The organism is Wolbachia endosymbiont of Ceratosolen solmsi (assembly GCF_017869155.1).
GTDB classification, from domain to species: Bacteria; Pseudomonadota; Alphaproteobacteria; order Rickettsiales; family Anaplasmataceae; genus Wolbachia; species Wolbachia pipientis.
The window spans coordinates 646,103-670,996 of the sequence record NZ_CP054598.1 but is presented as its reverse complement, the minus strand read 5'-3'; the positions used below and the strand labels follow the sequence as shown (position 1 = coordinate 670,996).

At 35.7% G+C, this 24,894-nt stretch carries 17 protein-coding genes and 1 pseudogene; 9 read left to right on the top strand and 9 right to left on the bottom strand.

All coding sequences use genetic code 11. From position 1 onward, the window contains the following. The first annotated feature begins 129 nt into the window (after positions 1-129). Together HUB95_RS03265 and pheT are read left to right on the top strand one after the other, a co-directional pair. Positions 130-411: a hypothetical protein gene (locus HUB95_RS03265; protein ID WP_015589038.1), complete on the top strand. Its 282-nt coding sequence runs from the start codon at positions 130-132 to the stop codon at positions 409-411. A 112-nt stretch (positions 412-523) separates the two neighbouring features. Beyond that, on the top strand, positions 524-2,863 hold the full coding sequence (gene pheT / locus HUB95_RS03260) for a phenylalanine--tRNA ligase subunit beta (RefSeq protein ID WP_209452287.1): 2,340 nt from the start codon (positions 524-526) through the stop codon (positions 2,861-2,863). On the opposite strand, the gene HUB95_RS03255 is transcribed toward pheT, so the two are convergent. After that, complete coding sequence (locus tag HUB95_RS03255; RefSeq protein WP_209452286.1) at positions 2,854-5,508, bottom strand: hypothetical protein; 2,655 nt, start codon at positions 5,506-5,508, stop codon at positions 2,854-2,856. The genes pheT and HUB95_RS03255 overlap by 10 nt on opposite strands. Before the next feature lie 58 nt (positions 5,509-5,566). Further along, positions 5,567-8,926, bottom strand: coding sequence for an isoleucine--tRNA ligase (gene ileS, locus HUB95_RS03250; protein ID WP_209452285.1), 3,360 nt, complete (start codon positions 8,924-8,926; stop codon positions 5,567-5,569). A 176-nt stretch (positions 8,927-9,102) separates the two neighbouring features. Between ileS and HUB95_RS03245 the strand changes: the two genes are divergently transcribed. Further along, positions 9,103-10,569 carry a peptide MFS transporter gene (locus HUB95_RS03245; RefSeq protein WP_007548626.1) on the top strand — a complete coding sequence of 489 codons (1,467 nt, stop codon included), beginning with the start codon at positions 9,103-9,105 and terminating at the stop codon, positions 10,567-10,569. A 139-nt stretch (positions 10,570-10,708) separates the two neighbouring features. Here HUB95_RS03245 and miaB read toward each other — a convergent pair whose 3' ends face one another. Further along, on the bottom strand, positions 10,709-12,028 hold the full coding sequence (gene miaB, locus HUB95_RS03240; protein WP_197907213.1) for a tRNA (N6-isopentenyl adenosine(37)-C2)-methylthiotransferase MiaB: 1,320 nt from the start codon (positions 12,026-12,028) through the stop codon (positions 10,709-10,711). A 230-nt stretch (positions 12,029-12,258) separates the two neighbouring features. On the opposite strand from miaB, the gene HUB95_RS03235 reads away from it, so the two are divergent. Beyond that, positions 12,259-12,402, top strand: a complete 144-nt coding sequence (locus HUB95_RS03235; protein ID WP_167482809.1) for a hypothetical protein — start codon at positions 12,259-12,261, stop codon at positions 12,400-12,402. A gap of 194 nt (positions 12,403-12,596) precedes the next feature. Here HUB95_RS03235 and hemJ read toward each other — a convergent pair whose 3' ends face one another. Next, a complete protein-coding gene (gene hemJ, locus HUB95_RS03230; RefSeq protein ID WP_010082641.1) occupies positions 12,597-13,025 on the bottom strand; it encodes a protoporphyrinogen oxidase HemJ in 429 nt (142 codons plus the stop codon). A 55-nt stretch (positions 13,026-13,080) separates the two neighbouring features. On the opposite strand from hemJ, the gene pdhA reads away from it, so the two are divergent. Together pdhA and HUB95_RS03220 are read left to right on the top strand one after the other, a co-directional pair. Next, positions 13,081-14,061, top strand: coding sequence for a pyruvate dehydrogenase (acetyl-transferring) E1 component subunit alpha (gene pdhA, locus HUB95_RS03225; RefSeq protein ID WP_209452284.1), 981 nt, complete (start codon positions 13,081-13,083; stop codon positions 14,059-14,061). A 408-nt stretch (positions 14,062-14,469) separates the two neighbouring features. Further along, entirely contained in the window at positions 14,470-15,393 is a 924-nt protein-coding gene (locus HUB95_RS03220) for an RluA family pseudouridine synthase (protein ID WP_006279888.1), read from the top strand. Positions 15,394-15,400: 7 nt separating this feature from the next. Here HUB95_RS03220 and HUB95_RS03215 read toward each other — a convergent pair whose 3' ends face one another. Together HUB95_RS03215 and aspS are read right to left on the bottom strand one after the other, a co-directional pair. After that, the gene (locus HUB95_RS03215) at positions 15,401-16,663 is read right to left on the bottom strand and encodes an MFS transporter (protein ID WP_209452283.1); all 1,263 of its coding nucleotides are present in this window, start codon (positions 16,661-16,663) and stop codon (positions 15,401-15,403) included. A 61-nt stretch (positions 16,664-16,724) separates the two neighbouring features. After that, complete coding sequence (aspS, locus tag HUB95_RS03210; RefSeq protein ID WP_209452282.1) at positions 16,725-18,527, bottom strand: aspartate--tRNA ligase; 1,803 nt, start codon at positions 18,525-18,527, stop codon at positions 16,725-16,727. Positions 18,528-18,723: 196 nt separating this feature from the next. Between aspS and HUB95_RS03205 the strand changes: the two genes are divergently transcribed. The 3 genes from HUB95_RS03205 to HUB95_RS03195 all read left to right on the top strand — a co-directional run bounded on the left by HUB95_RS03205 (position 18,724) and on the right by HUB95_RS03195 (position 21,964). After that, positions 18,724-19,155: a hypothetical protein gene (locus tag HUB95_RS03205; RefSeq protein WP_006279891.1), complete on the top strand. Its 432-nt coding sequence runs from the start codon at positions 18,724-18,726 to the stop codon at positions 19,153-19,155. Between the two features lie 3 nt (positions 19,156-19,158). Then, complete coding sequence (gene ccmA / locus HUB95_RS03200; RefSeq protein ID WP_015589045.1) at positions 19,159-19,782, top strand: heme ABC exporter ATP-binding protein CcmA; 624 nt, start codon at positions 19,159-19,161, stop codon at positions 19,780-19,782. A gap of 886 nt (positions 19,783-20,668) precedes the next feature. Further along, a complete protein-coding gene (locus tag HUB95_RS03195) occupies positions 20,669-21,964 on the top strand; it encodes a Na+/H+ antiporter NhaC family protein (RefSeq protein ID WP_209452281.1) in 1,296 nt (431 codons plus the stop codon). 299 nt (positions 21,965-22,263) lie between these two features. On the opposite strand, the gene HUB95_RS06360 is transcribed toward HUB95_RS03195, so the two are convergent. The 3 genes and pseudogenes from HUB95_RS06360 to HUB95_RS03180 all read right to left on the bottom strand — a co-directional run bounded on the left by HUB95_RS06360 (position 22,264) and on the right by HUB95_RS03180 (position 24,688). Then, entirely contained in the window at positions 22,264-22,389 is a 126-nt protein-coding gene (locus HUB95_RS06360; RefSeq protein ID WP_256433070.1) for a hypothetical protein, read from the bottom strand. Between the two features lie 72 nt (positions 22,390-22,461). After that, a pseudogene (locus tag HUB95_RS03185) lies at positions 22,462-23,603 on the bottom strand (transposase). Between the two features lie 221 nt (positions 23,604-23,824). After that, positions 23,825-24,688, bottom strand: a complete 864-nt coding sequence (locus HUB95_RS03180) for a gamma-glutamyl-gamma-aminobutyrate hydrolase family protein (RefSeq protein ID WP_015589047.1) — start codon at positions 24,686-24,688, stop codon at positions 23,825-23,827. Between the last annotated feature and the right edge of the window lie 206 nt (positions 24,689-24,894).

The following is a 24,894-nucleotide window of genomic DNA, read 5'->3' as shown; positions in this document are numbered from 1 at the left end:
AAAATATGTAATTAGAATGTTAATTACAGTCAGCTCTGTATTTTAAAATTTACTAATCTTGTTAAATTATTCAATATCTTGACTTAATATCTTATTTTGATTATAATTTAATTTTTAGTGAGGTATATAATGAACGAAATAGATTTTATTAACATTAATCATCTTTTAAATTTGGAGCAGGAATTTGGTAACGGATACATCGAATTTGTAGATTGTTTCCTTGACGAAGATACTCGCGATTATTACATAGGACTCAACGTACTAGATGAAAGCCATAATGCAATAAAACACTTCGTTTTTGATGGTAACATTGATGAGGATGCCTGGGATTATGGAAGTCTTAAATTCTTTCCGGAGATAGATTTAAAAGGTGACATAGAAAAAATTCTTTCTCTTCGCAAGAAGATATAAAGTTACAAAAGCTTCTACATCATTGTTTATGATGTAGAAGTATTCCACTACAACAAGCTTTAAAAGCACTACATTTTATATTACAATAACTTTTTTATTTCTTGTTAGATCGATGAAATTCACGTTATCTTGGTTACTGGAGTATTTAGAAACCAATGCTAGTTTAGAAGAAATTACCGATAAATTAACTCACATAGGGTTAGAAGTAGAAGATGTGATCGATAATTCCAGATTGACTGGGTTTATCGTTGCAGAGGTATTAGAAGTCGTACCTCATCCAAATGCTGATAAATTAAAATTATGTAAAGTAAATGATGGAAGTAAAATTCTACAAATAGTCTGTGGAGCAAACAATGTTAGAGAAGGTATGAAAACTGTACTTGCATCTCTTGGTAGCACGTTGCCAGAAAGTGATCTCACAATTAAGTCCACAAAAATACGAGGAATGCTAAGTGAAGGGATGCTCTGCTCTGCTTCTGAACTTGCGCTGGTTCAAGAGAAAAGTGAAGGAATAATCGAGCTTTCCGATGATTATAAAGTAGGGGATAAATTTTTCAATTGTGACCCTGTAATTGATATAAATGTTACTCCAAATCGTGGAGATTGCTTAGGCATTTATGGAATAGCTCGCGACCTTGCTGCAACTGGAATTGGGACATTAAAGACTTTAAGCATTCCACAACTTACCAGCTCCATAAATCCACCAATCGATGTTGAAGTTACTGACGGGGAAAGTTTTATTAGTGGAATATACATCGCCAATGTAAAAAATCAAGAAAGCCCAAAATGGTTAAAAGATAGGCTGGAATCGATAGGAATGCGCTCCATTTCTGCAATAGTTGATATCACGAACTATATTATGATATCTTTCAGCCGCCCAATGCACGCGTATGATGCAAAAAAAATAGAAGGAGAGCTCACAGTACGCAAAGCAAACGACGGAGAAAAATTTGCTGGTTTGAACGGTAAAGAATACTTATTAAACAAAGACATAAGCGTTATTGCAGGTGATAAAAATATTCATGGAATTGCTGGAATTATAGGTGGTAAGTGCAGTGAATGTACTCTTGAAACTACTGATATCTTTTTAGAGTCTGCTTGGTTCGATCCCATCTCTATTACTAAATCTTCAAGGCAGCTCGGCATCTCCACAGACGCTAGTTACAGATTTGCACGTTCAGTTGATCCTGGATTTACTTTTGATGGACTCAACCTTGCAGCTAAAATGATTCTGGACTTATGTGGTGGAGAAACCTCAAGCGTAGTGTCTGCTGGCAGTTTAGATAGTGCTGACACCAAGGTGAGCTTTGATTATCAGGATGTGAACAAGTTTGGAAGTGTGTCTGTATCGCCTGATGAGGTGCTTGATATCTTAACGAAACTAGGGTTTAGTATTGATAAAAAAACCGAAGGCAATTGGAATGTACAAGTACCAAGCTGGAGACCGGACGTGACAATACCGGCTGACCTAATCGAAGAAGTAACAAGGATATACGGCTATGACAAAATAAAAGAAGAACCACTACCAAATAATGTTGAAGAAGTAGATAGTACATACGACAATTTGCGTATTTTGATGACAAACAGAGGGTTTCATGAAGTGCTAACCTGGTCGTTTATGAGTGAATCAACAGCTGAAAAATTTGGTTACTCGAATAAGTTATTTATCATCGATAATCCGTTTAACAATAGCTTTAATATAATGAGACCAAGTATTATGCCAAATTTATTGCAAGTTACTGCTGATAATATTGCCCATGGAATATCTGATCTTGCAATCTTCGAAATCGGGCCGATTTACGATGGTGAAGCTCAGTCTAAGTATGTTTTAAGTGGAATTAGGTCAGGAAATAATTTACCGCGAAACCATTATAATACTGATAGGAAAGTAGATGTTTTTGACGCAAAGGCTGATTGCATAGCAGCTTTGGAGTTTTTTAACGTTAATTGTGATAATTTAACGATAGAGAAAGCAGAAAAAGAACATTACCACCCAGGAAAGTCAGGCACTCTCTCTTTTAAGAATAAAGTAGCAGGTTATTTTGGAGAGTTGCATCCTAATATATTAGATCTTTTTGATATCAAGCAAAAAGTTGTAGGTTTTGAGGTAATACTAGAAAATATTGAAAATTTACCTGTAAGTAGAAAGAAATTTATCGATTATAAATACCAAAGTGTAAAACGTGATTTTGCATTTATAGTAAATAAGGATGTGGAAGTAGGTAACATAATCAATGTGATAAAAAAAAGCTCAGAGCTCATCACAGAAGTTTTGATATTCGATGTATACCATGGAAATAATATAGAACCGAATAAGATGTCTATAGCGTTGTCAGTTACTTTTTGCTCTCCAATCCACACTTTAACTGAAAAAGAGATCCAAAAAGAATCAAGTGCTATAGTTAATTTAGTATGTGAAAATACCGGAGGAACTTTGAGAACTTATCGTTGAGTCACAATCATAGTTTCCTGCCGTTGCTGTGTCACACTTACTTCATCCAATTTATTTCCAATATTGAATTCAATATCCTTGAAAAATCTATCCCACATTCCATGCAAATGCTCTTCTATTTTAGGCCACACATCATTTTTAAATGTTACCCCATCATCAGAAAATAAATTACCTAAAAAGGCTCCAATACCTTCATAATTTGACTGAAAACATTGAAGAAATGTCTCTCCTTCTTTATAAGTATTATGTGCCACATTTAACGCTTTTCTCTCTGTAGTCTCTTTATAAGCATTTGATGCTCCAATCTTTATTGCACCAAACATAACTTTACTCCAGTTCTTAACTTTCTGTATACAACCTTCACTATTTCCTGGTATATTATTTATTATATTTTTTGTCAAATTGTCTATCAAAGGAGACAATAAATTTTGACTAAAATGTTTGATATTATCTTTTGTTTTAATTACAGGATATTTGATGCGTTTTTCTGCTAAACAGTACTCCAGTTCTGCTCTTTCTAATAACTTCTTGATTTCTTTTTCATCAAAAGTTTCAAGCTTGAATACCTTCAGTAAATCATCTTCTATTACTGCAAATTTTATTTTTTCACGAGACGTTAGTTCTTCTTTATAATCATTTTTTGTTTCTTCATTTATCAATAATTCTTTTTTGCCTAATTCTAACTGTTTTAATGCTTTCAGAATTTCTTCATTCCTTTTTAAGAGCACTTCTATTGATCTTGTACCCGGATGCCCTTTTTCCCTGTTATTTTGTTCAGCTTGTAAACGCTTATTTTGATCTTTGAGTGTTTGTTCTAATGTAGATTTTTCTAAATGTCCTTCATCTTGCACGCGAAAAGCTTCAATTATTTCTGCTAGACCTGATTCACCATATTTTCTTAATTTCTTGCATAAACGTAAAACACCCTTTTTTTGTTCTCGAAGTAACCTTTGCACTTTATATTTTTTTATTTCTAAATACATCTTTTCTATAAAGTCATTTATTTTAGCTGAAGCTTCCTTATCCGATGGAACCTTTACTTTTTTTTCTAAATCTTCAAGCTGCTTCCTTAGGCTTTGCTTCTCCTTATCCGGTATATCTGATTGACTTAACTTACCTTGAACTTTTTTCATTACTGATTTTATCAGCCTGCGCTCAATCTCTTGATCATGATATTCGAATTTAAAAAGGTCTTCTAACCCCCTTTTTAAGGTGTCATTTGTTAAGCTACTGTTTTCATGTATTTCTTTTAATTTCTTATATATATTGTTACACCTTGTTTGACCTATTCCTCTTAAACGTTCAATTTCTTCTTTCGCATTACCTAAGGCTTTCTCTGTTGCTTGGAGATGCTTATTTTTATAAATATCAATTACTGTCCTTTTAACTATTTCGCCTTCCTTTATAAGCTTTTTCCATTCCGCCTCATGTACAGAAAATTCATCATCTTTTGAGTCTTCTACTTCCATTCCTGCGTTTTTCAAATCTTCTATTATAATCTCTTTTCTACTTGGTAATTCCTTACCTTGGCTCTCTAATTCCTGTCTCACTAAAGAATTTTTTATCTCATCTTCCAGCGAAAAATCTTCTCCCCGTCTATCTCGCTGAAACTTAATTGCTTGTATAAAGGCAACTTGATAGGCGTTGTATATTAAGTGAGTTGTCAACTTAAAATCTATGCTACTTACCACTTTTAACCTGAATTCGTCCAACAATTCCTTCAATTTATCATATGTAATCTCTTTCTTTTCTAGTTTTATCAGTTCTTCCATAGTCTTCGCAAATTCTTGAATAGAAGTTGCAAGCACATTCTTGATCTCATTACGTAAAGGCTTAAGACCATTTTTTAAGTGGATATTAGCTGATAATTTCAGTATGGTATTATGTTCTGAATCACGTGCAACATTAAACCAACTACCATCTTTATCTTCGTATAAATCTCTAACTAGTTGTTTAAATTGCGGTGGAAACTTAACTTCCATATTCCACTTAATGTCTGCTTCAATAGCCTCTATCTCATGAAAAGACACCTCAATATTTTGGTGTTCATTTTGACATAACCCATTACTTATTTTAATAGCAGCAATCAAAAAATGAGATAATTTTTTATTTAAAAGATAAAAAGTAGCCAAAGCGAGTGTTGCAGGAATAAGTAATGCTGCAAGCACAGCGATATTAACAAGAATCACTATTGCAGCAAGAACACCATATGCCAATCTTTTTGCTGTACTTTCACTTACTTCACTTTTTTTTGTTTTATTCTCCTCTGAACTGATTTGTGTCTTATCATTTGTTTTTAATTTATTATATATGGCTAATCCTAACGCAGTGAAAACTATATAAGGAAACATTAAAACTGATAGAGCTAAATTTAATACTTTCTTCTCCGGGCAAGCTCGATTTACCTCTTTAAATATTCTACTTGATATATTATACCAAGAAGTAAAAAAATCAGAGTTATAATCTTTATAATGAAATATACTGAGTGGAACGTTAAAATTAGCTAACGGCTCTTGTTCTTCCACAGCATCAAAAAATTCTTCTTCCTCCTCCAAAGTAGCAACAGATTCTACTTTACCTAAATCATCACTATTGTTATTCAAATCAACAACTTTTTCATAATCATCTGCAACAGCCTTATTCATATTATAACCTTACCTCAAGTAACCTAAGTATAGCATAAACAATGACAACTTTCAACTACTAATAATTTAACCTAATACCAACACTTAAATCCTGATATTCCTTAGAATAGAAGTTAGTTCCAATTTCTGTATTAATGTCCAAAGATAAGGCAAGGGTCTGCTCTTTTATATATTCAAACCACGTATTTATTGCTTCCTTAATTTTCTCTTCTTCTGTTTTGATTATTACTCTGATTCTATCTGATATATGAAAATCAGCTTGTTTTCTGGTTTCTTGAATGAGCCTCACGACATCTCTCGCTAACCCTTCTAGAATTAATTCATCATTTAGTTCAGTATTTAGAATGACAACTCCTTTGTTGTTATCAAACACAGCAGAATATCCACTATTTGCTTTTAACAATAGTTCATATTCGCCTTTTTCTATGATGTAATTTTCTGACTCATTACCTAAAAAAACTTGCTCATTTTCAACTTGCTTCCATTTTCCCTCTTTGACATATTGAACTAGTTTCTTAATTTTATCTGGTATTCTCTTTCCAAGCAGCGGAAAACTTAGCTTTAACTCTAGTGATGCAATATCTTCAAGTCTGTTTACTAACTCCAGTTTTTTTACATTTACCTCATCTTTTATCATCTCTTGATATTCATTCATGCTTGGTGTCATTCCAGCACTTTTTTCTTTCTGGATCCCAGTGTCAGCTACTCGGATGACAGGAGAGAACTCTGGGATGACAGAAAACGGCTCACCTTCAAGAAAACTACAGGAAGACTGATGATAAATGATCATACTGCCAAGTGGCTGTCTGATACGTATGTTAAAAGTGTTTCTAATAGAGAGTGCAGAGTTGCATATCTCTCTCACCAAATCCATCTTGGCAATGAGCTGACTATCAAACTTCTCTAATTGTGGAAAATTAGCCAAATGAACAGATGTTTCTTCATACTTAAGCCCTTGCCATATATTCTCTGTTATAAGTGGCAACAAAGGAGCTGCAGCTCTTAGTATGTAATAAAAAACCGTATATAGAACATTATAAGCATCAGTTTTATCCTGATCCAAATCACTTTTCCAAAAACGCTCGCGACTGCGACGAATATACCAATTATTTAGCACTTCAAAAAAGTTCATTAAAATTTTGCAAGCCTCTTGGGAGTTATAGTTGTTCATAGAAGCTTGGATACCTTCTACAGCTTCAAAACACTTGGAAATCATGTAACGATCAATAGTGCTTTGATAATCCTTACAAACTTCAGCTTTAATCCCATCTGCATTTGCATACATGGTAAAAAAGTGATAGCTATTCCAAATAGGTTTTATTACGTTTTTCAGAACATCTCGTATTGAGTTTCCTTCTTTATCGAGTAGCAAATTACCACCACAAACAATAGATCCAGAAAGCATAAGAAAACGCAGTGCATCAGAACCGTATCTATCAAAAACCTCCATTGGATCTGCATAGTTATTCAAACGTTTGGACAATTTTTGCCCTTTTACATCCAAAACAACACCGTGGCATATGCAGTTCTTAAATGGTTCCCTATCAAACAAAGCAGTGGACAATACAAAGAGCGTATAAAACCACCCCCTGGTTTGCGCTATGTATTCAGTGATAAAATCCGCAGATTCAAACCACTCCTTATTTTCAAACGGATAGTGGATTTGCGCAAATGGCATCGAGCCAGATTCAAACCAGCAGTCAAACACGTCAGGTACACGGCGCATAACTGATTTTCCTGTTGGATCATCAGGATTTGGTCTTGTTAAAGTATCGATAAATGGTCTGTGCAAGTCGTCTATTTTAACATTAAAATCTCTCTCCAGTTCTTCTATTGAACCATATACATCTACTCTTGGATATCTCGCATCATCTGATTTCCATACAGGGATTGGCGTACCCCAGAATCGATTGCGTGAAATTGACCAGTCGTGTGCCCCTTCAAGCCATTTTCCAAATTGACCATCTCTAATGTGGTTTGGTATCCAATTAACTCTCTTATTTAGCTCTACCATTCTGCTTTTGAATTTTGTAACTGCAACATACCAAGAAGGCATAGTGCGATAGATCAAAGGAGTGTCAGTTCTCCAGCAGTGTGGATAATTGTGAATATATTGCTCAGTTTTAAACCAATTCCCTTGCTCTTTTAATTTTTTTATTACTGTATCATTGGTATCAAAAACATGAACCCCTGCCAAATCTGAAACTTCAGCAGTAAATTTTCCACTGTTATCAATTGGACAAATAACTGGAATATCATGGCTTTGGCAAAGGTAAAAATCTTCCTCACCAAATCCAGGAGCAGTATGCACAACGCCAGTACCATCTTCTTCTGTCACATAATCAGCGATGAAAACGCGGAATGCATTTTTCGTATCTTTAAAGTAATCAAATAGTGGTTTATAAGGAAGACCTGCAAGATCATTCGCTTTAAGTTTTATATTGCAGTTTTCATATGGAATATTGTTTTGTTCAGAGTGGCTGATAAATTTCTCTAGGTAGCTTTCAGCAAAAATATAAATTTCACTGTTCACTGAACTCCTTTCATTAACTTCTGTCATCCCAGTGCTTCGACACTGGGATCCAGAAATAGATTCCAGCGTCACGCGCTGGAATGACATCAAGGAGTGAACTGAAACTGCACAATACTCAATATCTTTCCCTATCGCCAAAGCCAAGTTGCTCGGCAACGTCCAAGGAGTTGTAGTCCAAGCAAGTAATTTACACTTTCGTTTAACACTTTTAAATTGCTGTGGGTTTTCTAAAAGCTCAAATGCAACAGTTACAGCTTTGCTAACTTTTTCTCTATACGCGTTATCAAGCCTTGTTTCGAAATTAGATAATGGAGTTTCGCATGCCCAGCTATATGGTACAACGCGCATTGATTCATACACCAGACCCTTATCATAAAGCTGCTTGAATGCCCACATGACCGACTCCATGAATGATTTATCCATAGTCTTATAGTCATTGTGAAAGTCTACCCACCTTGCTTGCCTATTTACATACCTCTCCCACTCTGATGAAAATTTCATCACAGAAGTACGGCAATGATCGTTAAATTTATCAATACCAAACTTCTCTACTTCAGTTCTGCCAGATATTCCAAGTTCCTTTTCTGCTCCCATCTCAGCCGGTAATCCATGGCAATCCCAGCCAAATCTACGTTCAACCCTTTTTTGAAGCATAGTTTGATATCTTGCAAATGCGTCTTTGATGAAACCAGTGAGTAAATGTCCATAATGCGGAAGTCCATTTGCAAACGGAGGCCCATCGTAAAAGACAAAACAATTATCCTTGGAACGTTCTTCAACTGACCGCTCAAAAACTTTGTTTTCCTGCCAAAATTTTATGATTTCCTTTTCTAACGATGAAAAATCAGGACTACTTACTGTATCAGGATAATGCTTTGACTTCATGTTCGCTATGTAAAACTAAAGAATATAGGGCTTTCTGAAAAATTACAAATTCAAAAATATTTCCGTAGCTCACACCCCAACAAACTATTCTGCCGAGCTTCCAATACCTTTTTTTAAGTTTTACTTGCAGTTTTTATTGTTTTACTTAACATTAACCCAAGCTTTAGGGGTATTTTATGGATCAGAAGACAGATAAGTTTCCACAATTTTTAAAAATGTTGTGCTTTGTTGAAATGTGGGAACGTTTCTCTTACTATGGAATGAGGGCACTTTTGGTCCTATTTTTGACTTCTCACTTAGGTTTCACTGATGAGAGGGCCTTTACTATTTACTCATTATTTGCTGCAACAGGTTATGCTATACCAATACTTGGAGGTTTTTTAGCTGATAAGTTGATGGGATTCCGCAACATGGTGTTGCTTGGAGGGATAGTGATGATAGCAGGTCATGCTTGCATGTCATTGGTTAAGTTTGAACCAGGTTTATTATATTTAGGTTTATCTCTAATAGCCATAGGTACTGGTATGTTTAAAGGGAACGTAACTAACTTACTTAGTTCATGCTATGGCAAAGACGATCCTGAACGTAGCAGAGGCTTTACTTTATTTTACGTAGGTGTGAATATTGGAGCAATATTGGCTTCTATTTCATGTGGTTATGTAGCCCACTTGTTTGGCTGGCACTACGGCTTTGGTTTAGCTGGTATTGGGATGTCTATAGGGCTAATCTTTTTTCTCAAATTTCAGAATCTTTTAGGAGATAGCGGCCTTTCTCCTTATCCAGAGCTTATGAATAAGCGCATATTAGGGATTAAAATTTTTGGTATAGTATTGATAGGAAGCTTTTTGTCATCATCAATAATTGCTAAAATGCTTATACATAGTGAATTTTTTACTAATATGCTCATATTTATTGGAATAACAGCTCTGGGCATATTTATTTATATAATATCTAAATTATCAGCAGAACAAAGACGAAAATTAGTGGCATTATCTATTCTTGTGGTATTTTTCTTGTGTTTTTTTGCTTTAGAAATGCAGCTTGGCTCTTTGGTTAACTTATTCACCGAAAGAAACGTTATTAACAATGTATTAGGTATAACAATCCCAGCTTCAGTTTCTCAAGCCATAAATCCTTTGTCAATTATAATATTTGGCTTTCTTTTTGGAACATACATGAAGTTTAAGCAAAAATATGCAACTTCCATGTTTACCCTTGGCCTTCTGACAATGGCTATGTGTTTTTTCACACTGTACATAGGATGTTTAAACTCTAACATTGAAGGTAAAGTAGAATACTTATATTTAATAATTGCTATCTCCTTTATGGGACTGGGAGAATTATGTATTGCTCCATTAGTCCAAGAACAAGCAACTACACTAGCCCCCAAAAACCTTAGAGGAGTAGTGATGGGTATAGTAATGCTGTCATTAGCGTTTTCTAACCTAGCCGGAGTTGCAATATCAAAATTTATGTCAGTTCCTTCAGTAAATGGTAAAATAAATTATTTAGAATCTTTAGAAATATATAAAGAGGGTTTTTTAAAGGTGGGAATATTTAATTTAATGCTCGTTATTGTATTTTTATTCTTCTTCAATTTTATACATAAAGTTGTTACTAACTCATCTTGTACAAAAAATTGATATAGGTAAGCTCAAATTTGTAGGTTTAAGGTACCCGTTCAGCAGAGGTAGCAATTAAACTTTGTAACTTTTGAAAAAGATTATGATTGCATTTTTTCAATACTCTTTGCTTAAGATTTATATTTAACGCTGCTTAAAATCAGTGAAATGCACACCCCAGCAAACTACTCTGCCGAGCTTCCAACACTTTCACATTTACTATTTTGTCCCTGTATTTATCTTCAGAATCATCAATGCACACTGATTGCATATATGGGCTTTTACCAATAATTTGGTTTTGGTGTTTACCTTTTTTATCGCTAAATAGAACAGGTATAGTTTTACCTACCATACTCTGGTTAAACTCAAGTTGTTGCTTACTAATTAATTTCTGTAAACGAAGAAGGCGCTCTGTTTTAACCTCTTCTGGTACTTGATCTTTTCTTTCCGCTCCCGGTGTGCCTGGTCTTGGGCTGTATTTAAAACTATAAGCCTGAGCATATCTAACTTTTTCTACTAATTTCATAGTTTCTTCAAAATCTTTTTCGGTTTCTCCAGGAAAACCAACAATAAAATCAGAAGAAAATTCGATTTCAGGTTTCAATTTGCGAAATCTGTCTATTATTTCCAAATACTCCTCTGCAGTGTGTTTCCTGTTCATCGCGTGCAATATTTTATTCGAACCAGACTGCACAGGCAGGTGAACAAACGGCATGAGCTTTGGCTCTTCCGCATGTGCCAAGTAGAGAGATTCATGCATATCTCTTGGATGAGAAGTTGTATAACGAATCCTCTCTAGCTTTTCAATTTTAGCAATATGACTAATTAATTTTCCTAAATCCCACACTTCCCCTTCGCACTCCCCATGGTAAGCATTGACGTTCTGACCAAGCAAATTGATCTCATTTGCCCCATTTGCAACTAATTTCAATGCTTCACGAAATATTTCATTCACTGGCCGTGAATACTCAGCTCCACGAGTATAGGACACTACACAAAACGTACAAAATTTATCACAACCCTCTTGTATGGCAAGAAACGCAGAAGACCCCTGGCTATTGCCATAGCATTCATCTGGCAATTTATCAAACTTTGCAACTTCAGGAAAATCAGTGTTTATTACATGACCTTTACTTCTGCTTGCTTTGACTATCAGCTCCGGTAAGGTAGCGATACTCTGCGGACCAACAACAATATCAACAAAAGGAGCCCTTCTGAACACTTCTTCTCCCTCTGCTTGCGCTACACACCCAGCCACCACTATAGTCATTTCTTTTCGTAACGAATGAATCTTCCCAAGCTCTGAGTAAAGTTTTTCTGCTGCCTTCTCTCTAATGTGACAAGTATTCAGTATCACTAAATCGGCTTTCCCTGCATCACTAACAACGTTGAACCCCAAAGGTTTAATTACATTTTCCATTAAAACGGAGTCATAAACGTTCATCTGACAGCCGTAAGTTTTAATATATAGGCCTTTCATATTTGGTATGTCTTTTTCAAAATTTCTTCACCCTACACGTAAATGTCTAACAGACCAGCGCGTGACGCTAGTGAACTTGCTAGCACAATAGATTTTGACAAAATTATACGAAAAACTGGATCCCAGTGTCAAGCACTTGGATGACAAGTTCTCGGCAACCCCTACGTCATACCATCACGGTATCTCTAGATCCCGCTAACAAGTAGCGGGATGACGGTTGTCAGGGTGTCATGAAAGTAGCTAACACTGGCTTCCATCCAAGAGGGCAGTGCCCTCTTCTTGTCATCCCAGTGCTTGACACTGGGATCCAGGAAAAAGAATGGTGTCATCCGAGTAGCTTGACACTGGCATCCAGGAAACTTAATTGCAAGTAATGCATTGAGTTTGGTGAGTATGGGTTTTGCGTTATAGAATGAAGCACTTTTGGTGAATTTGTAAAGAAATCTGGATCCCAGTGTCAAGCACTGGAATGACAAGAAAGGGAGCACTGGAATTTTTATTTCAGTATTGTACATTAGCCATGCATCTGAACAGATACGAGCTTTCTGCTTTTTTTGGGTAAGGTCAGTCAAAAAGGTTTTACAACAACCATAATAACTATAACTATTATCAATACTGTAACTGCTTCATTTAAAACGCGAAAATAAATATGTGACTTCTTATTCGAACCCATTGCAAAATTTTTCCTATATTTTGCAAGTAGCATATGAATAATTAACATCAAAAGTATTGCAAATGCTTTTACATGAAACCATCCTTCACGATATGCTTCCCTAATAACCATTAGTGTAATTCCAAGACCAAGTGAGAAAAGCATTGCAGGGTTTATGATATATCTAAGTAGCCTCTTTTCCATTGTTTGAAGCAAGCTATCATTTTCCGATCCCGGTTTTACAGTTGCATGGTAGACATAAAGCCTGGGTAAATAAAGCATACCTGCCATCCACATGATAACAGAGATAACGTGAAAAGCCTCAAGCCAGTGGTAATAGTTCATTAGCAAAAATTTAAAATTCCTGGTATTGTGTTAGTTTAATGAAAAAGAAATCGATATGAAAGCAGAAAATTTCACTAAAGAACAGATAATTGGATTCTACAGGAAAATGCTACTCATACGCAGATTTGAGGAAAAAGCAGGACAATTATATGGGATGGGATTAATAGGCGGGTTCTGTCACCTATCAATAGGACAAGAAGCAGTTGCAGTTGGAACTCAAGCTGCATCAAAATTAGGTGACGCTTTTATCACAAGTTATAGAGACCATGGCTTAATGCTCGCATGTGATTCTGATCCAAATGTTGTAATGGCAGAGCTTACCGGCAAAGAAACAGGATGCTCGAAAGGTAAAGGTGGTTCGATGCACGTATTTGACGTTGAAAAAAAATTCTTCGGCGGGCATGGAATAGTGGGAGCACAAGTTCCAATTGGCACAGGAATAGCATTTGCTAATAAATATAAGAAAAAAGATAATGTGGTATTTACATATTTTGGCGACGGTGCTGCAAATCAAGGACAAGTATATGAATCGTTTAATATGGCATCTTTGTGGGAGTTGCCTGTGGTTTACATCATAGAAAATAATGAATACGCAATGGGAACCTCCGTGCAAAGGTCAACTTTAGTAACAGAGTTATATAAAAGAGGAGAAAGTTTTGGTATTCCTGGAAAACAAGTTGATGGAATGGATTTTTTCTCTGTTTATGAGGCTACAAGCGAAGCAGCGAAACACACACGCAGCGGAAAAGGGCCTATCCTGCTTGAAATGAAGACATATCGATATCGCGGTCACTCAATGTCAGATCCTGCTACTTATCGCTTAAAAGAAGAAGTTGAAGATATGAAGCAAAATCATGACCCTATAAGCACTTTAAAGAAATACATGACAGATAATAAAATGGCTTCAGAAGAAGAGTGCAAAGTAATTGATAAGGAAATACGTGATTTAGTAAAAAAGTCGGAAGATTTTGCCAAAAATAGTAAAGAACCAAGCGTTGATGAGCTGTATACTGATGTTTATAAATTTGTTAGCTAATTTTTTTATCCAGAACTGTACAAACATTGTATAGTAAACGATGTCATCCAAATAGCTCCTTCTCCCGTCATCCAAGTGCCCTCCTTTTTTTGTCATCCCAGTGCTCTGACTACTTGGATCCAGCTGAGTTGGTGAGTATAAAAGTATAGCTAACGCAAGCTCTACGTCATGCCGCCGCGAACCGTCATACCGCGATTCATTCGCGGTATCTCTAGATCCCGCTAACAAGCAGCGGGATGACGGTTGTCAGGCTAGCTGTCATCTCAGTAGTCTCCTTCTCCTGTCATCCGAGTAGCTGACACTGGTTCCTTTATGACGGCAGTAACCCCTTCGGTGTCATTCCAGTGCTTGACACTGGAATGACACCAATAATTGACATTTCACTAGATATTCATTATAAATAATGGAATGCTACAAAGTATAAAAACCATATTAATAGAAGACGATAACGTTAGGCTGGATAGGTACATCAGAAGAATCTTTCCTGATCTAAAGCAATCTGTAATTGAAAAATCTTTAAGGAAAGGATTAATCAAAGTTGATGATTGCAAAGCAAAGTCCAGTGATAGAGTAAATTCTGGGCAAACTATAACGCTGAAGCACTTGAATTATATTGAAAACGCTAATTCTGATCGCAAATATAATGAAAAGTTAGTGAATCTACTAAGAGAGAACATATTATATGAAGACGAATATATACTAGCTATAAACAAACCCGCAGGGGTCATCGTTCAAGGTGGCGTAAAAGTAAAGATTAGCATGAGTGATTTGCTTGACCAAATAAGAGAGGGAGAAACATTTAAAATTGTCCATAGGCTAGATAGAGATACGAGTGGAGTGATAATATTCGCACGCAACGCTAATGTTGCCAGATACCTTATGGAAGAATTTAAAGGACGAAGAGTAAAAAAAACTTATTTAGCATTAACTTCTGGCATACCGAGCAAGGATAGTGGAACAATAGACTATCCATTGGTGAAAAAATATGTTTCAGGTCAAGAAAAAGTGGTCGTTGATGAAAATTCACCTCAGAATGCCACTACGCATTTTTCAATTATAGCAAAATCCAAACACAATGTTGCTTATTTAAAATTACAACCAATTACCGGCAGAACCCATCAGTTACGTGCACATTTAGCTCATATAAATTGCCCTATTCTTGGTGACGGTAAATATGGTGGTAAAAAAGCTTTTATTGATGGGATAGCAAATAAAATTCACCTTCATTCGCATTCTTTATCTTTAAAACTGCCAAACAATAAAGAAATCACTATCACCGCTCCTATCACTAAACACATCGAAAAATCCATTGAAGCGCTATTTTTCGACTGAAACGATTTCACCAATCAACTTTTCTGTCTTTGGCTTTAATTTGAAGCACAGATATTAGGCTAATTAATGTGCAGGCAGTAAGATAAATGCCTGCTGCAAGTTTTGTTTCGGTTTTTTCTATAAGCCACATGCATATGTATGGAGAAAGGCCACCAAAAATTCCTGCAGATATATTATTTGCTAAGCTTACGCCAGTGCATCTTACTTTTGTTGGAAACAGTTCACAAATAACAGAACCATATATTCCAAAAGATGCACCTACTGGTATAGTAATCAATAAGTAAGTTATTATTACTACATAGTGGTTAACGGAAGATAATAATGGTAATACACATGTACCAATCAGAGATAGCATAATCAGTACAGGAATCATTACGCGTTTTCTTCCAACTTTATCAGATAAAATTGCAAAAAGTACCGCAGATGCTGCAAATACAACCTGTATTACTATCCTCATTAAATCTTTAACACTAATAGATAAAATAACTAGCTCTTTTATTGATATATTATAAAATATTATTGCTGCGTAGACAATTGCATTCTGAGCAATTCCCAGATTGATTGAAATAATAAGCGGTCTTTTATATTTTCTTACTAGTTCTAACAATGGTGAATGTGCTAAATTATTAGCGTACTTATTAGTTTTATATGCTAAGCTTTCTTTTAATATGTACCTAGTTAAAAAACCTATTGTCCCCAAAAAAAAGCAAAAATAAAAAAGCAACTTCCATCCCCATATTTCATAGTTCTCACCTGTAACTCTTTTGCAGATAAATATCATTGTTATGCATAAGAGCGTTCCAAGGGCTCCGCTAAAGGGCTTCATACTTCCTAAGAAACCTAGATTTTTTTTATCTTTTGAATGCTCTATCGTAAATGCTGTATTAATGCTTGTTTCACCTCCTGCAGTTATTCCTTGCACTATTCTACAAAACACAAGCAATACAGGTGAAAGCAACCCTATTTCTTTATACCCAGGTATAATTCCCATAATTGTGGATGATATTGAAATTAATATTACTGAAGTAAGTAAAGTCTTTCTTCTGCCATACTTATCTCCCATATAACCAAAAATTACTGCACCAATTGGTCTAAACGCAAAACCAATTGCAAAAACACCAAGGAATTTGAGTGTACTCAAATAATGATCTTCTGATGGGAAAAAAACGTTGATGATTGTATCTGTTAATACTCCAAAAAGAGTGAGTTCATACCACACAATCATGTTACAGATCATGCCCGATAGTATTGCTTTTCGGATATTATTCATGGTCTTTCAATTTAACATAACCTAATATATCATTAACCGGTGCTCCTTGCTATAAAATTTTTCATTCAATAACCTTCAAGGATAATTCACGTAAATGCTTATCCTCCACCTTGGAAGGAGCACCCATTAGAACATCTTCACCTTGCTGGTTCATAGGAAAACAGATTACTTCACGAATATTTGGCTCATCAGCAAGCAGCATAACTATTCTATCAACTCCTGGTGCTATTCCACCATGAGGAGGAACACCAAATCTGAATGCACGTACAAGTGCACCGAATCTTGTATCAACTTCTCCCCGGCTATAACCTGCAATGGCAAAAGCTTTATACATGATATCCAGTTTGTTATTACGAATCGCCCCACTTGACAGTTCTATTCCATTGCAAACAAGATCATATTGGTAAGCAAGGATATCCAGTGGATTTTTGTCCTCTAAATCTTTCAGACCACCGTGTGGCATGGAGAATGGGTTATGAAAGAAATCTATTTTTTTACTTTTATCGTCATATACAAAATATGGAAAATCAATGATCCAACAAAACTTGAAGATATTATCATCTATAAGACTGAGTTCTGACCCTAAAAGAGTGCGTACTTTTCCTGCAATGTTTGCCGCCTCATTCTCTTTGTCAGAAGCAAAAAATACACTATCTCCTGGCTCTATGTTTGTTGCTTCTCTTATGTGGTTTAGCCTATTTTCATCAAGAAATTTAGCAATTGGGCCTTTCGCAGTTCCATCTTTATCAAACGTTATATATCCAAGACCCTTAGCACCGAATTCTTTTTGCGCATGTTCTATCTTTTTATCAAAGAAGCTGCGTGGTTCCTCTGCTGTTTTAGGTGCAGGGATGGCTCTCACTACCATACCACGCTCAATATTGCTTTTGAAAATATTGAACCCTGAATCACGAAAAATTTCTGTAACATCGCTGATTAATAGTGGATTACGCAAATCTGGCTTGTCAGAACCATACTTAAGCATTGCATCTTTGTATGTAATGCGTGGAAAATCTTTATCGACAGACTTGCGAGAAAATTTGGCGAACACTTTATATAAAGCAGATTCAATAACGTCAAATATGTCCTCTTGAGTCACAAAAGACATTTCAAGATCTAGCTGATAAAACTCTCCCGGAGAACGGTCAGCCCTTGCGTCTTCATCACGAAAACATGGTGCAATTTGGAAATATTTATCAAACCCTGAAACCATGAGCAACTGTTTGAAAATCTGCGGAGCTTGTGGCAATGCATAGAACTTGCCAGGATTTAGCCTGCTTGGCACTAGGTAGTCGCGTGCTCCTTCAGGAGAGGAAGCAGTGAGTATTGGAGTTTGAATCTCTAAAAATCCTCGCTCTATCATGAGCTTGCGGAGCTCTGCGATAATTTGTGAGCGCAAAATAATATTGTTGCGGACTTTTTCACGTCTTAAGTCAAGAAATCGATATTTAAATCTCATGTTTTCTGGGTATTCTTGCTCGCCGGTAATGCTTGCCAATATACTTCTTTCTTCTTTTGCTATTTCTTCATCAAAGTGGAACTCAACTTCCGACTCAACGCGCAAATTGTTGACTATCACCTCGATTTCTCCGGTAGAAATAGAGCTGTTTACCGTATCTTCAGTTCTAGCTTCAACTATTCCTGTAACAGTAATTACACTCTCCAATTTTAAATTTGATATCTCATCAAAAAAGTCTTTGTCATTATTAAATACTAGCTGAGTGATTCCGTAGAAGTCCCTTAAATCAACAAAAATTAGGTTACCATGGTCGCGCTTACGATATAACCATCCAGAAAGGGTAACTTCCTTTTCTACGTCGTTCTTCCTCAGTTCATTGCACGTATGAGTTTTATAGCAGTTCATATTTGTTTTACTTCTAAATTCTTTAAGAAGTATAGAAATAAACCTTATTACATACAAGCCCGTTCGTCAGATATTTGCGCAATTTTCGAAATAGAGCAGTACTGCTTTTATATTGTCTTTACCCGCAAAAAAATTGCACAATTTCTATAATTATGGTATAATAGCAAGGGTATTTTTAATGAATTAGATACAGGAAATGCCACTTACACAGATCATATTATATAGCGTAACATTACTTGCTGTAGCTGCAGTATTTCTCTTTTTGAGAAAAATATACAAAAATCGCATTAGAAAAATCATATTTCCTAGAAAAGTTTTTAAAGAAGAGTGGGAAGAAGACAGAAAATTCAATGAATTATATCAAAAAAATAAGCAAAAAGAGTTGCTGAAACAACAAGAAACGCTACGCGAGAAACAAAAAGATGTGCAAGTTTATAAAGAAGATCCAGAAATAGTTGACATAGCAAAACCGGTAGGTAAATGGACAAAGATGGTTATGATGGGTAATGGTTTAATGCAGCGTTTTGCACAATTGATACATAGAGAAGGCGGACAGAAAGGATTTTGGGAGCTGTTTGTAAAAGCTCAGGCTTCAACTCAAGGTAAACATAAGGGAAAGGGCAGATAATCCATGCTTGAATGTGAAAATTTATCCTGCACTCGTAATAATAAGGTACTATTTAAGAATCTCAGTTTTAAAGCTGAGCTAAAATCAAAGATTCTAATCACTGGTCCAAATGGTAGTGGTAAAACCAGCTTAATTAGAAGTTTATCTGGACTTTTACCGCCGGTATCAGGCAATATAAGGCACTGCGGAAAAGATATATATGATGATCCAAAATCCTATATATCTTCTATGGTCTATATAGGCCATAAGAATGCCTGTAAAGATAGCTTAACTGTTGCTCAAAACGTAGAATTCTGGGCAGGAATACGAAATACTAGAGAATTGATTGTGGCAGCTATTTGTTGCTTGCAGTTGCAACCTGTACTTAATATTAGATATGGCGAACTTTCTGCAGGCTGGAAAAGGAGAGTTGCGCTTGCTCGCCTCTTGATTTCTAATGCAAACGTTTGGCTGATAGATGAACCATTTTGTAATCTTGATAGTGCAACGTGTGAATTAGTGCTGAACTTAATCTCAATACGCTCTGAGCAAAATGGTATAGTAATTATTACAGGGCATAGCTCTACAGAGCAATTGTGTGATTTTACAACGATTGATATACGCGATTTCAATAGACTTCTTGCATAGTTTTTGGCAGCACGTTAACAACCATTAGAAACGAAAAACTTCCTTGACAAACTCCGTCAGCCCCCTTATCATGAAAGTGAAGCTATTTATTTATCTACTCTGTACAGATTAAATGACAAAAAAACTCATCGTATCTGGCGTCTCATGTTTAATTTTTTGTACTATGTGCACTCTATGTCTTTATCAAGTTCTAGGTTTTTACCTATACAAGCTGAAATACGCTTATAAAGCATTTAAAACATCAAAAACCGCCAACTTAAAAAATGGATAGTCAATATTTAGCTACCCTAGGGTTTCTTTTGCCTTTTTTTTATTTGGTGAGTTCCTTAATGTTTATGGCTAAACGACAACCGTCATCCCGCTGCTTGTTAGCGGCTAAGGGATACCGCGAAGGGATACTGCGAATGAATCGCGGTATGACGGTTAATTATTCTGCGGCGGTATGACGTAGAGCTCGCGTTAGCTATACTTTTATACTCACCAACTCAGTATCCAATCTGGATCCAAGTAGTCAGCTACTTGGATGACACCCTGTTGAGGCTGCGCTTACACATTCCACTTTCTATGCTCACCAAACAAATTTGCTTATTCGCAGCAAAATTTTCTGGATCCAAGTATTCAGCTACTCGGATGATATCTTTGTGTTTGAAGCAAAACCAGCTATAACATTTCTTCGCAAACAAATGTTCGTACAGTTGTGCGCGTGATGCTGGAATCTAGACAACAATTAGATCCTATTGTCAAGCAATAAGCTACATGTGCTATTTATTTAGTAGATTAAATATGAAGTTTAAAACTCTGCTATTGACTTCCTGTAGAACTAGTGAAAACCAAACTTGCTTAAAACCACTTAATTAGTTATAGTTATAAGTTTAGGTACAGCAAAATGACAGCTTTTGTCCCCTTGATTATTTTTTTAATCTTGTATCTTGGAAGTGGTGCTTATTTTTCTTTTATCGGAACTGATAATCCACTTCATCAGGTTTCACCAGTAATCTGCTTATTACCAGCACTATTTTTTGCTTTCTCACGTGGTACAAATAAAATTCAGCATAACATCGATACTGTTATCAAGGGCATGGGTGACAAAAACACCCTTACTATGTGTTTAATTTTTTTATTTTCTGGAGCATTTTCTGCGGTGACTCAATCAATCGGTAGCGCAGACACTGTTGCTAATTTAATTCTTAATTTCCTTCCAGCAAGATTACTGCTGCCTGGAGTATTTTTGGCTTCTGCTTTTATTTCAACTGCAATTGGCACATCTATGGGAGTTGTTGCGCTGATGGTACCTATAGCTGTTAATCTGGCAAAAAGTGGAGCTTTTGGTCTCGAAATAGGAACTGCAACTGTAGTAGGTGGTGCCGTGTTTGGCGATAACCTTTCGATGATATCTGATACCACCATTGCATCTGTTTCTTCACAGGAAGCTTCAGCAAAAGATAAACTTAAAATGAACTCTAAAGTTGCACTTATTGCCAGCATTATAACACTCATCTACCTAGCAGTTGCCTCAAATAGTACAAAAATTATTTCTATATCAAATTTAGATTATTATTCTATAATAAAAATTATTCCTTACATTTCTTTAATAATCATGGGGCTGCTTGAAGTCGCCACTTTAGTAACAATAACTATAAACATAATTATTGCTGGTGTGCTAGGAATAACTTTTTTTGACTATGCTATCATTCAATTTCCTCATGACGTGTATGACGGTTTCAAAAAAGTAAACGAAATAGTGATATTTGCTCTATTTATCGGTGGATTGAGCCATATAATGTACAAGCAAGGTCAAAAAGCGTTGCATAAACTCATCGATGAAAGCAATATCACAAAAACTAAAGCTGAATTTGTGATAGCAGGAATTGCGTCTATGTTTACTACCTTAGTTGCCAATAATACCATTGCTATTTTACTAAGTGGTGGAATTGCAAAAAGGCTTGCACAAAAACACAGTATTGCGCCACATCGCAGCGCATACTTATTAGATGTTTTTGCTTGTGCTACAAAAGGTATCTTACCTTATGGTTCCCAACTATTGCTAGCAGGTAGCATCGCCTCTGTATCACCTATTTCTTTATTAACACAGGTATATTATTGCTTTATTCTAGCGGCAGTTACAATAGGCGAAATAATCATCAACAGCAGAAAAGAGAAACATTGTGCGGCTGCAACTTAGAGTTTCTCTTTTTTTACCCATAAGGAACGGAATTACTTGACACCCTTCGCCAACCCCCTTATTATGATGTGTAGTACAATGATACAAATTAAGAATTCCCCCATCCTGTGCTGGTTCTTCGATCTGAAATCCTACTTCTACCTGATCACAACCAATGTTAATTTGTCCTATTAATGCTTTAATAATGCCGCGCTTAGTTTGCCAATCTAGCTGTTCCAGGTTCGATTTTACACTAGAATAAAAATTCTTTATGCTATTTATAATAAGACTTATTCCTTTTTCTACTGCCTTCTGATCAACTACCTTTTTTTCTCTTCTTCTATCCCTTGTAAGCGTTCTTTCATTTTTCTCATTGTCTGTTTAAATTCTTCCTCGCTTATATATCCTTTCTCTCCTGCATTTTCTTGACTATAATAATCTTCCATTAATTTTTCGATACCTTCTTTTATTTGATTTTCTCTTCTTGNCAGCCAATGGCGTCAACTTAAGAACTTTCATTAGCAAACTCTCCTAAAGACATGATGGCGTTTAGGCTTATCTACTTTATTGCGGCTGTCCCGGTCGGATTTTAACTTTAGCGCGTATACTTAAAAAGGGCTTGAAAGTTTTTTGGCGCAATAAGTACCTGATAGAGTTTCTGCCTCATTACACCAAATAAAACTGAAAAATTTAAACGATACTCAGTAATTTGATCTGGGTTCCAAGGCCCTTGTGCATCACACATATGAAGCGATAATATATTGCACATGACCAAGTTTGCCCAAAATTCTTGTAATACAGCCTCTCCAGAAAAATTCTCTAACTCTGCTCCTACTTTGAGTCGTTTATAGCACTCCTCTATGTGCCACCTTAACACATAAGCTTTGCTCCAAAGTCTCGGTCAAACTCTGTTTCTCAGTTGGCTAATGTCAGCACTATAACTCTTACTTTCTGTCCTTTCATTTTATTTTTTAGCTTTTCATTTTCTAATATAAAATCAAAATCTAATTCGCCAGCGTTCCCATAGCTTACTATAATTTCTTTTTTGCAAGCGAAAAATAAAATCTACTTCCAAATCATAATGCTGCTGAATGAATTTTACTGAAGACGATCATAGATAAATAATAATTTCTCTTGATTTAATAAACGCATTTGAGTGATAACTTCGGGTAATTGCTCTGCCGCCAACGTTTGTTCACCTATATTCCAAGCTGCAAGACGAGCACTACAAATTAGCGAAGTACACAAATCAACAAACAAATTGCCAATGGTGCCTGTTGTTCCATTTGGTTCAAACTCGGATACAATTTCCCCAGAGCTGGGTAATCTCATACCAGAACCATCTGCTGCAATAAGTCTATAGCCTCTCCAACTCAGGTTCATCCTGATAGGCTGTTTGGATGCTTAAATTCTTGAAAGCCTGTATGGCAAATCTTATACCTTGCTTTAGAAAAAGCTTGCTTTGAGGGTACATGTCAATGGCTCCATAAGTTCACATTCTATTCCCAAACTTTTTTTAACTAACTTTAAAATCATAGAAAATACTGTCGAAAAAGGAAGTTTTCTTGTTCGTGTAAAACTCAACACAATGGATTTTCTGAAAAGTTTTCGAGTATATTATATTTTTAATTTGTAGAATAAGGTTTTTTCCTTTTTGCATATTTCACCTAAAAAGGACACATTTTAGACTTCTTTGTTGAAATAAAACAGAAACAAAAGTGCTGTCCCTTGCACTCTTTGGATAATTTAATGATAAAAAATTTGGAGAGAAATTTTATACACTATCGCTGATATTTTTCCTTAAGTTGACGCCATTGCCTGAACGGATACATGACAAATCTATCGTTTATCAAATCGTCGGTAAGCCTAAAGCTATAGCCATTAAGCACGATAAAGAAAATCATTCATAATCGCTATAGCAACTAGTGTAGACACTTGACGTTCCTTGTGATTTGATAAATAGAGGTTTTTATCTGACTTCACAACAAGGGCTTCTGGATGACTTTGAAAGTGAACATTACCATGCTTATCTTCAATAGCCTCTATTACCCCCTCACTGGAAAATGCTGCAACTTTATATCCAAGTGACTCCAATTTTCTTCTATTTTCTGGTGTATTACTTACTGCTCCTGAATGAGCATCTGGAAAATATGTTGAAAACCAGCCATTTTCATTAGGTATTAGGAATTTGGCTACTACTTCTGCTAAACGACTATTTGGAACGATCTTTATCTGCTGGAGAGGTACATCCTCTTTCTGTGGATTAGGTGCTGATTTTAAATGAGATCTTCGTTTCTCTTCATCACTCACAACACTCACTACTTCAATTCCCTTTGCATTCATTATGCCTTCACATATGCCAAGCAAATGAATTACAGGGTTATCATCCACTATTTTTACAATTGCTTCAGTAACAAGCTGGCGACAAGGAGTGGGTGCTGAGTGTAAATTATCCGGAATAAATATTCTATTTATTTTGTGCTCTTTAACAAACTTTGCAACTTCAACTTTTATTCGGTCTAATGTTAGCTTCTTTGCCAATGTTTCATCTTGTTTTGCGAGATTAAGTGACTCTGTCTGAATTTTTTTAAGGCTAATTATCTTATTATAATCAATCAGTACAGTCTTAACCCCAAAGTTATTAAACATCTCATAGATATTTTGAGATAGCCCAAGTTCATGTGCTTCTTCCGTTTTCAACAAACCAACAACTACGTCATTATTTACTGTATTTTCTGCCGTCAAGACAGTTGACACTGGTTCTTCTTTTCTGGTTACATGTTGAGATGCCGGTTTTTCACTAACGCCAGCATAAGTAATATTGCTTAATAATAGAACTATAATTAATAAGATATTAAATAGTTTATTATAATATTTATATACTATGACTTGCCTCCCTAATATTTATATTACGATATAGAGTATTTTATAACAAAAAGGCAAGTTTGCCA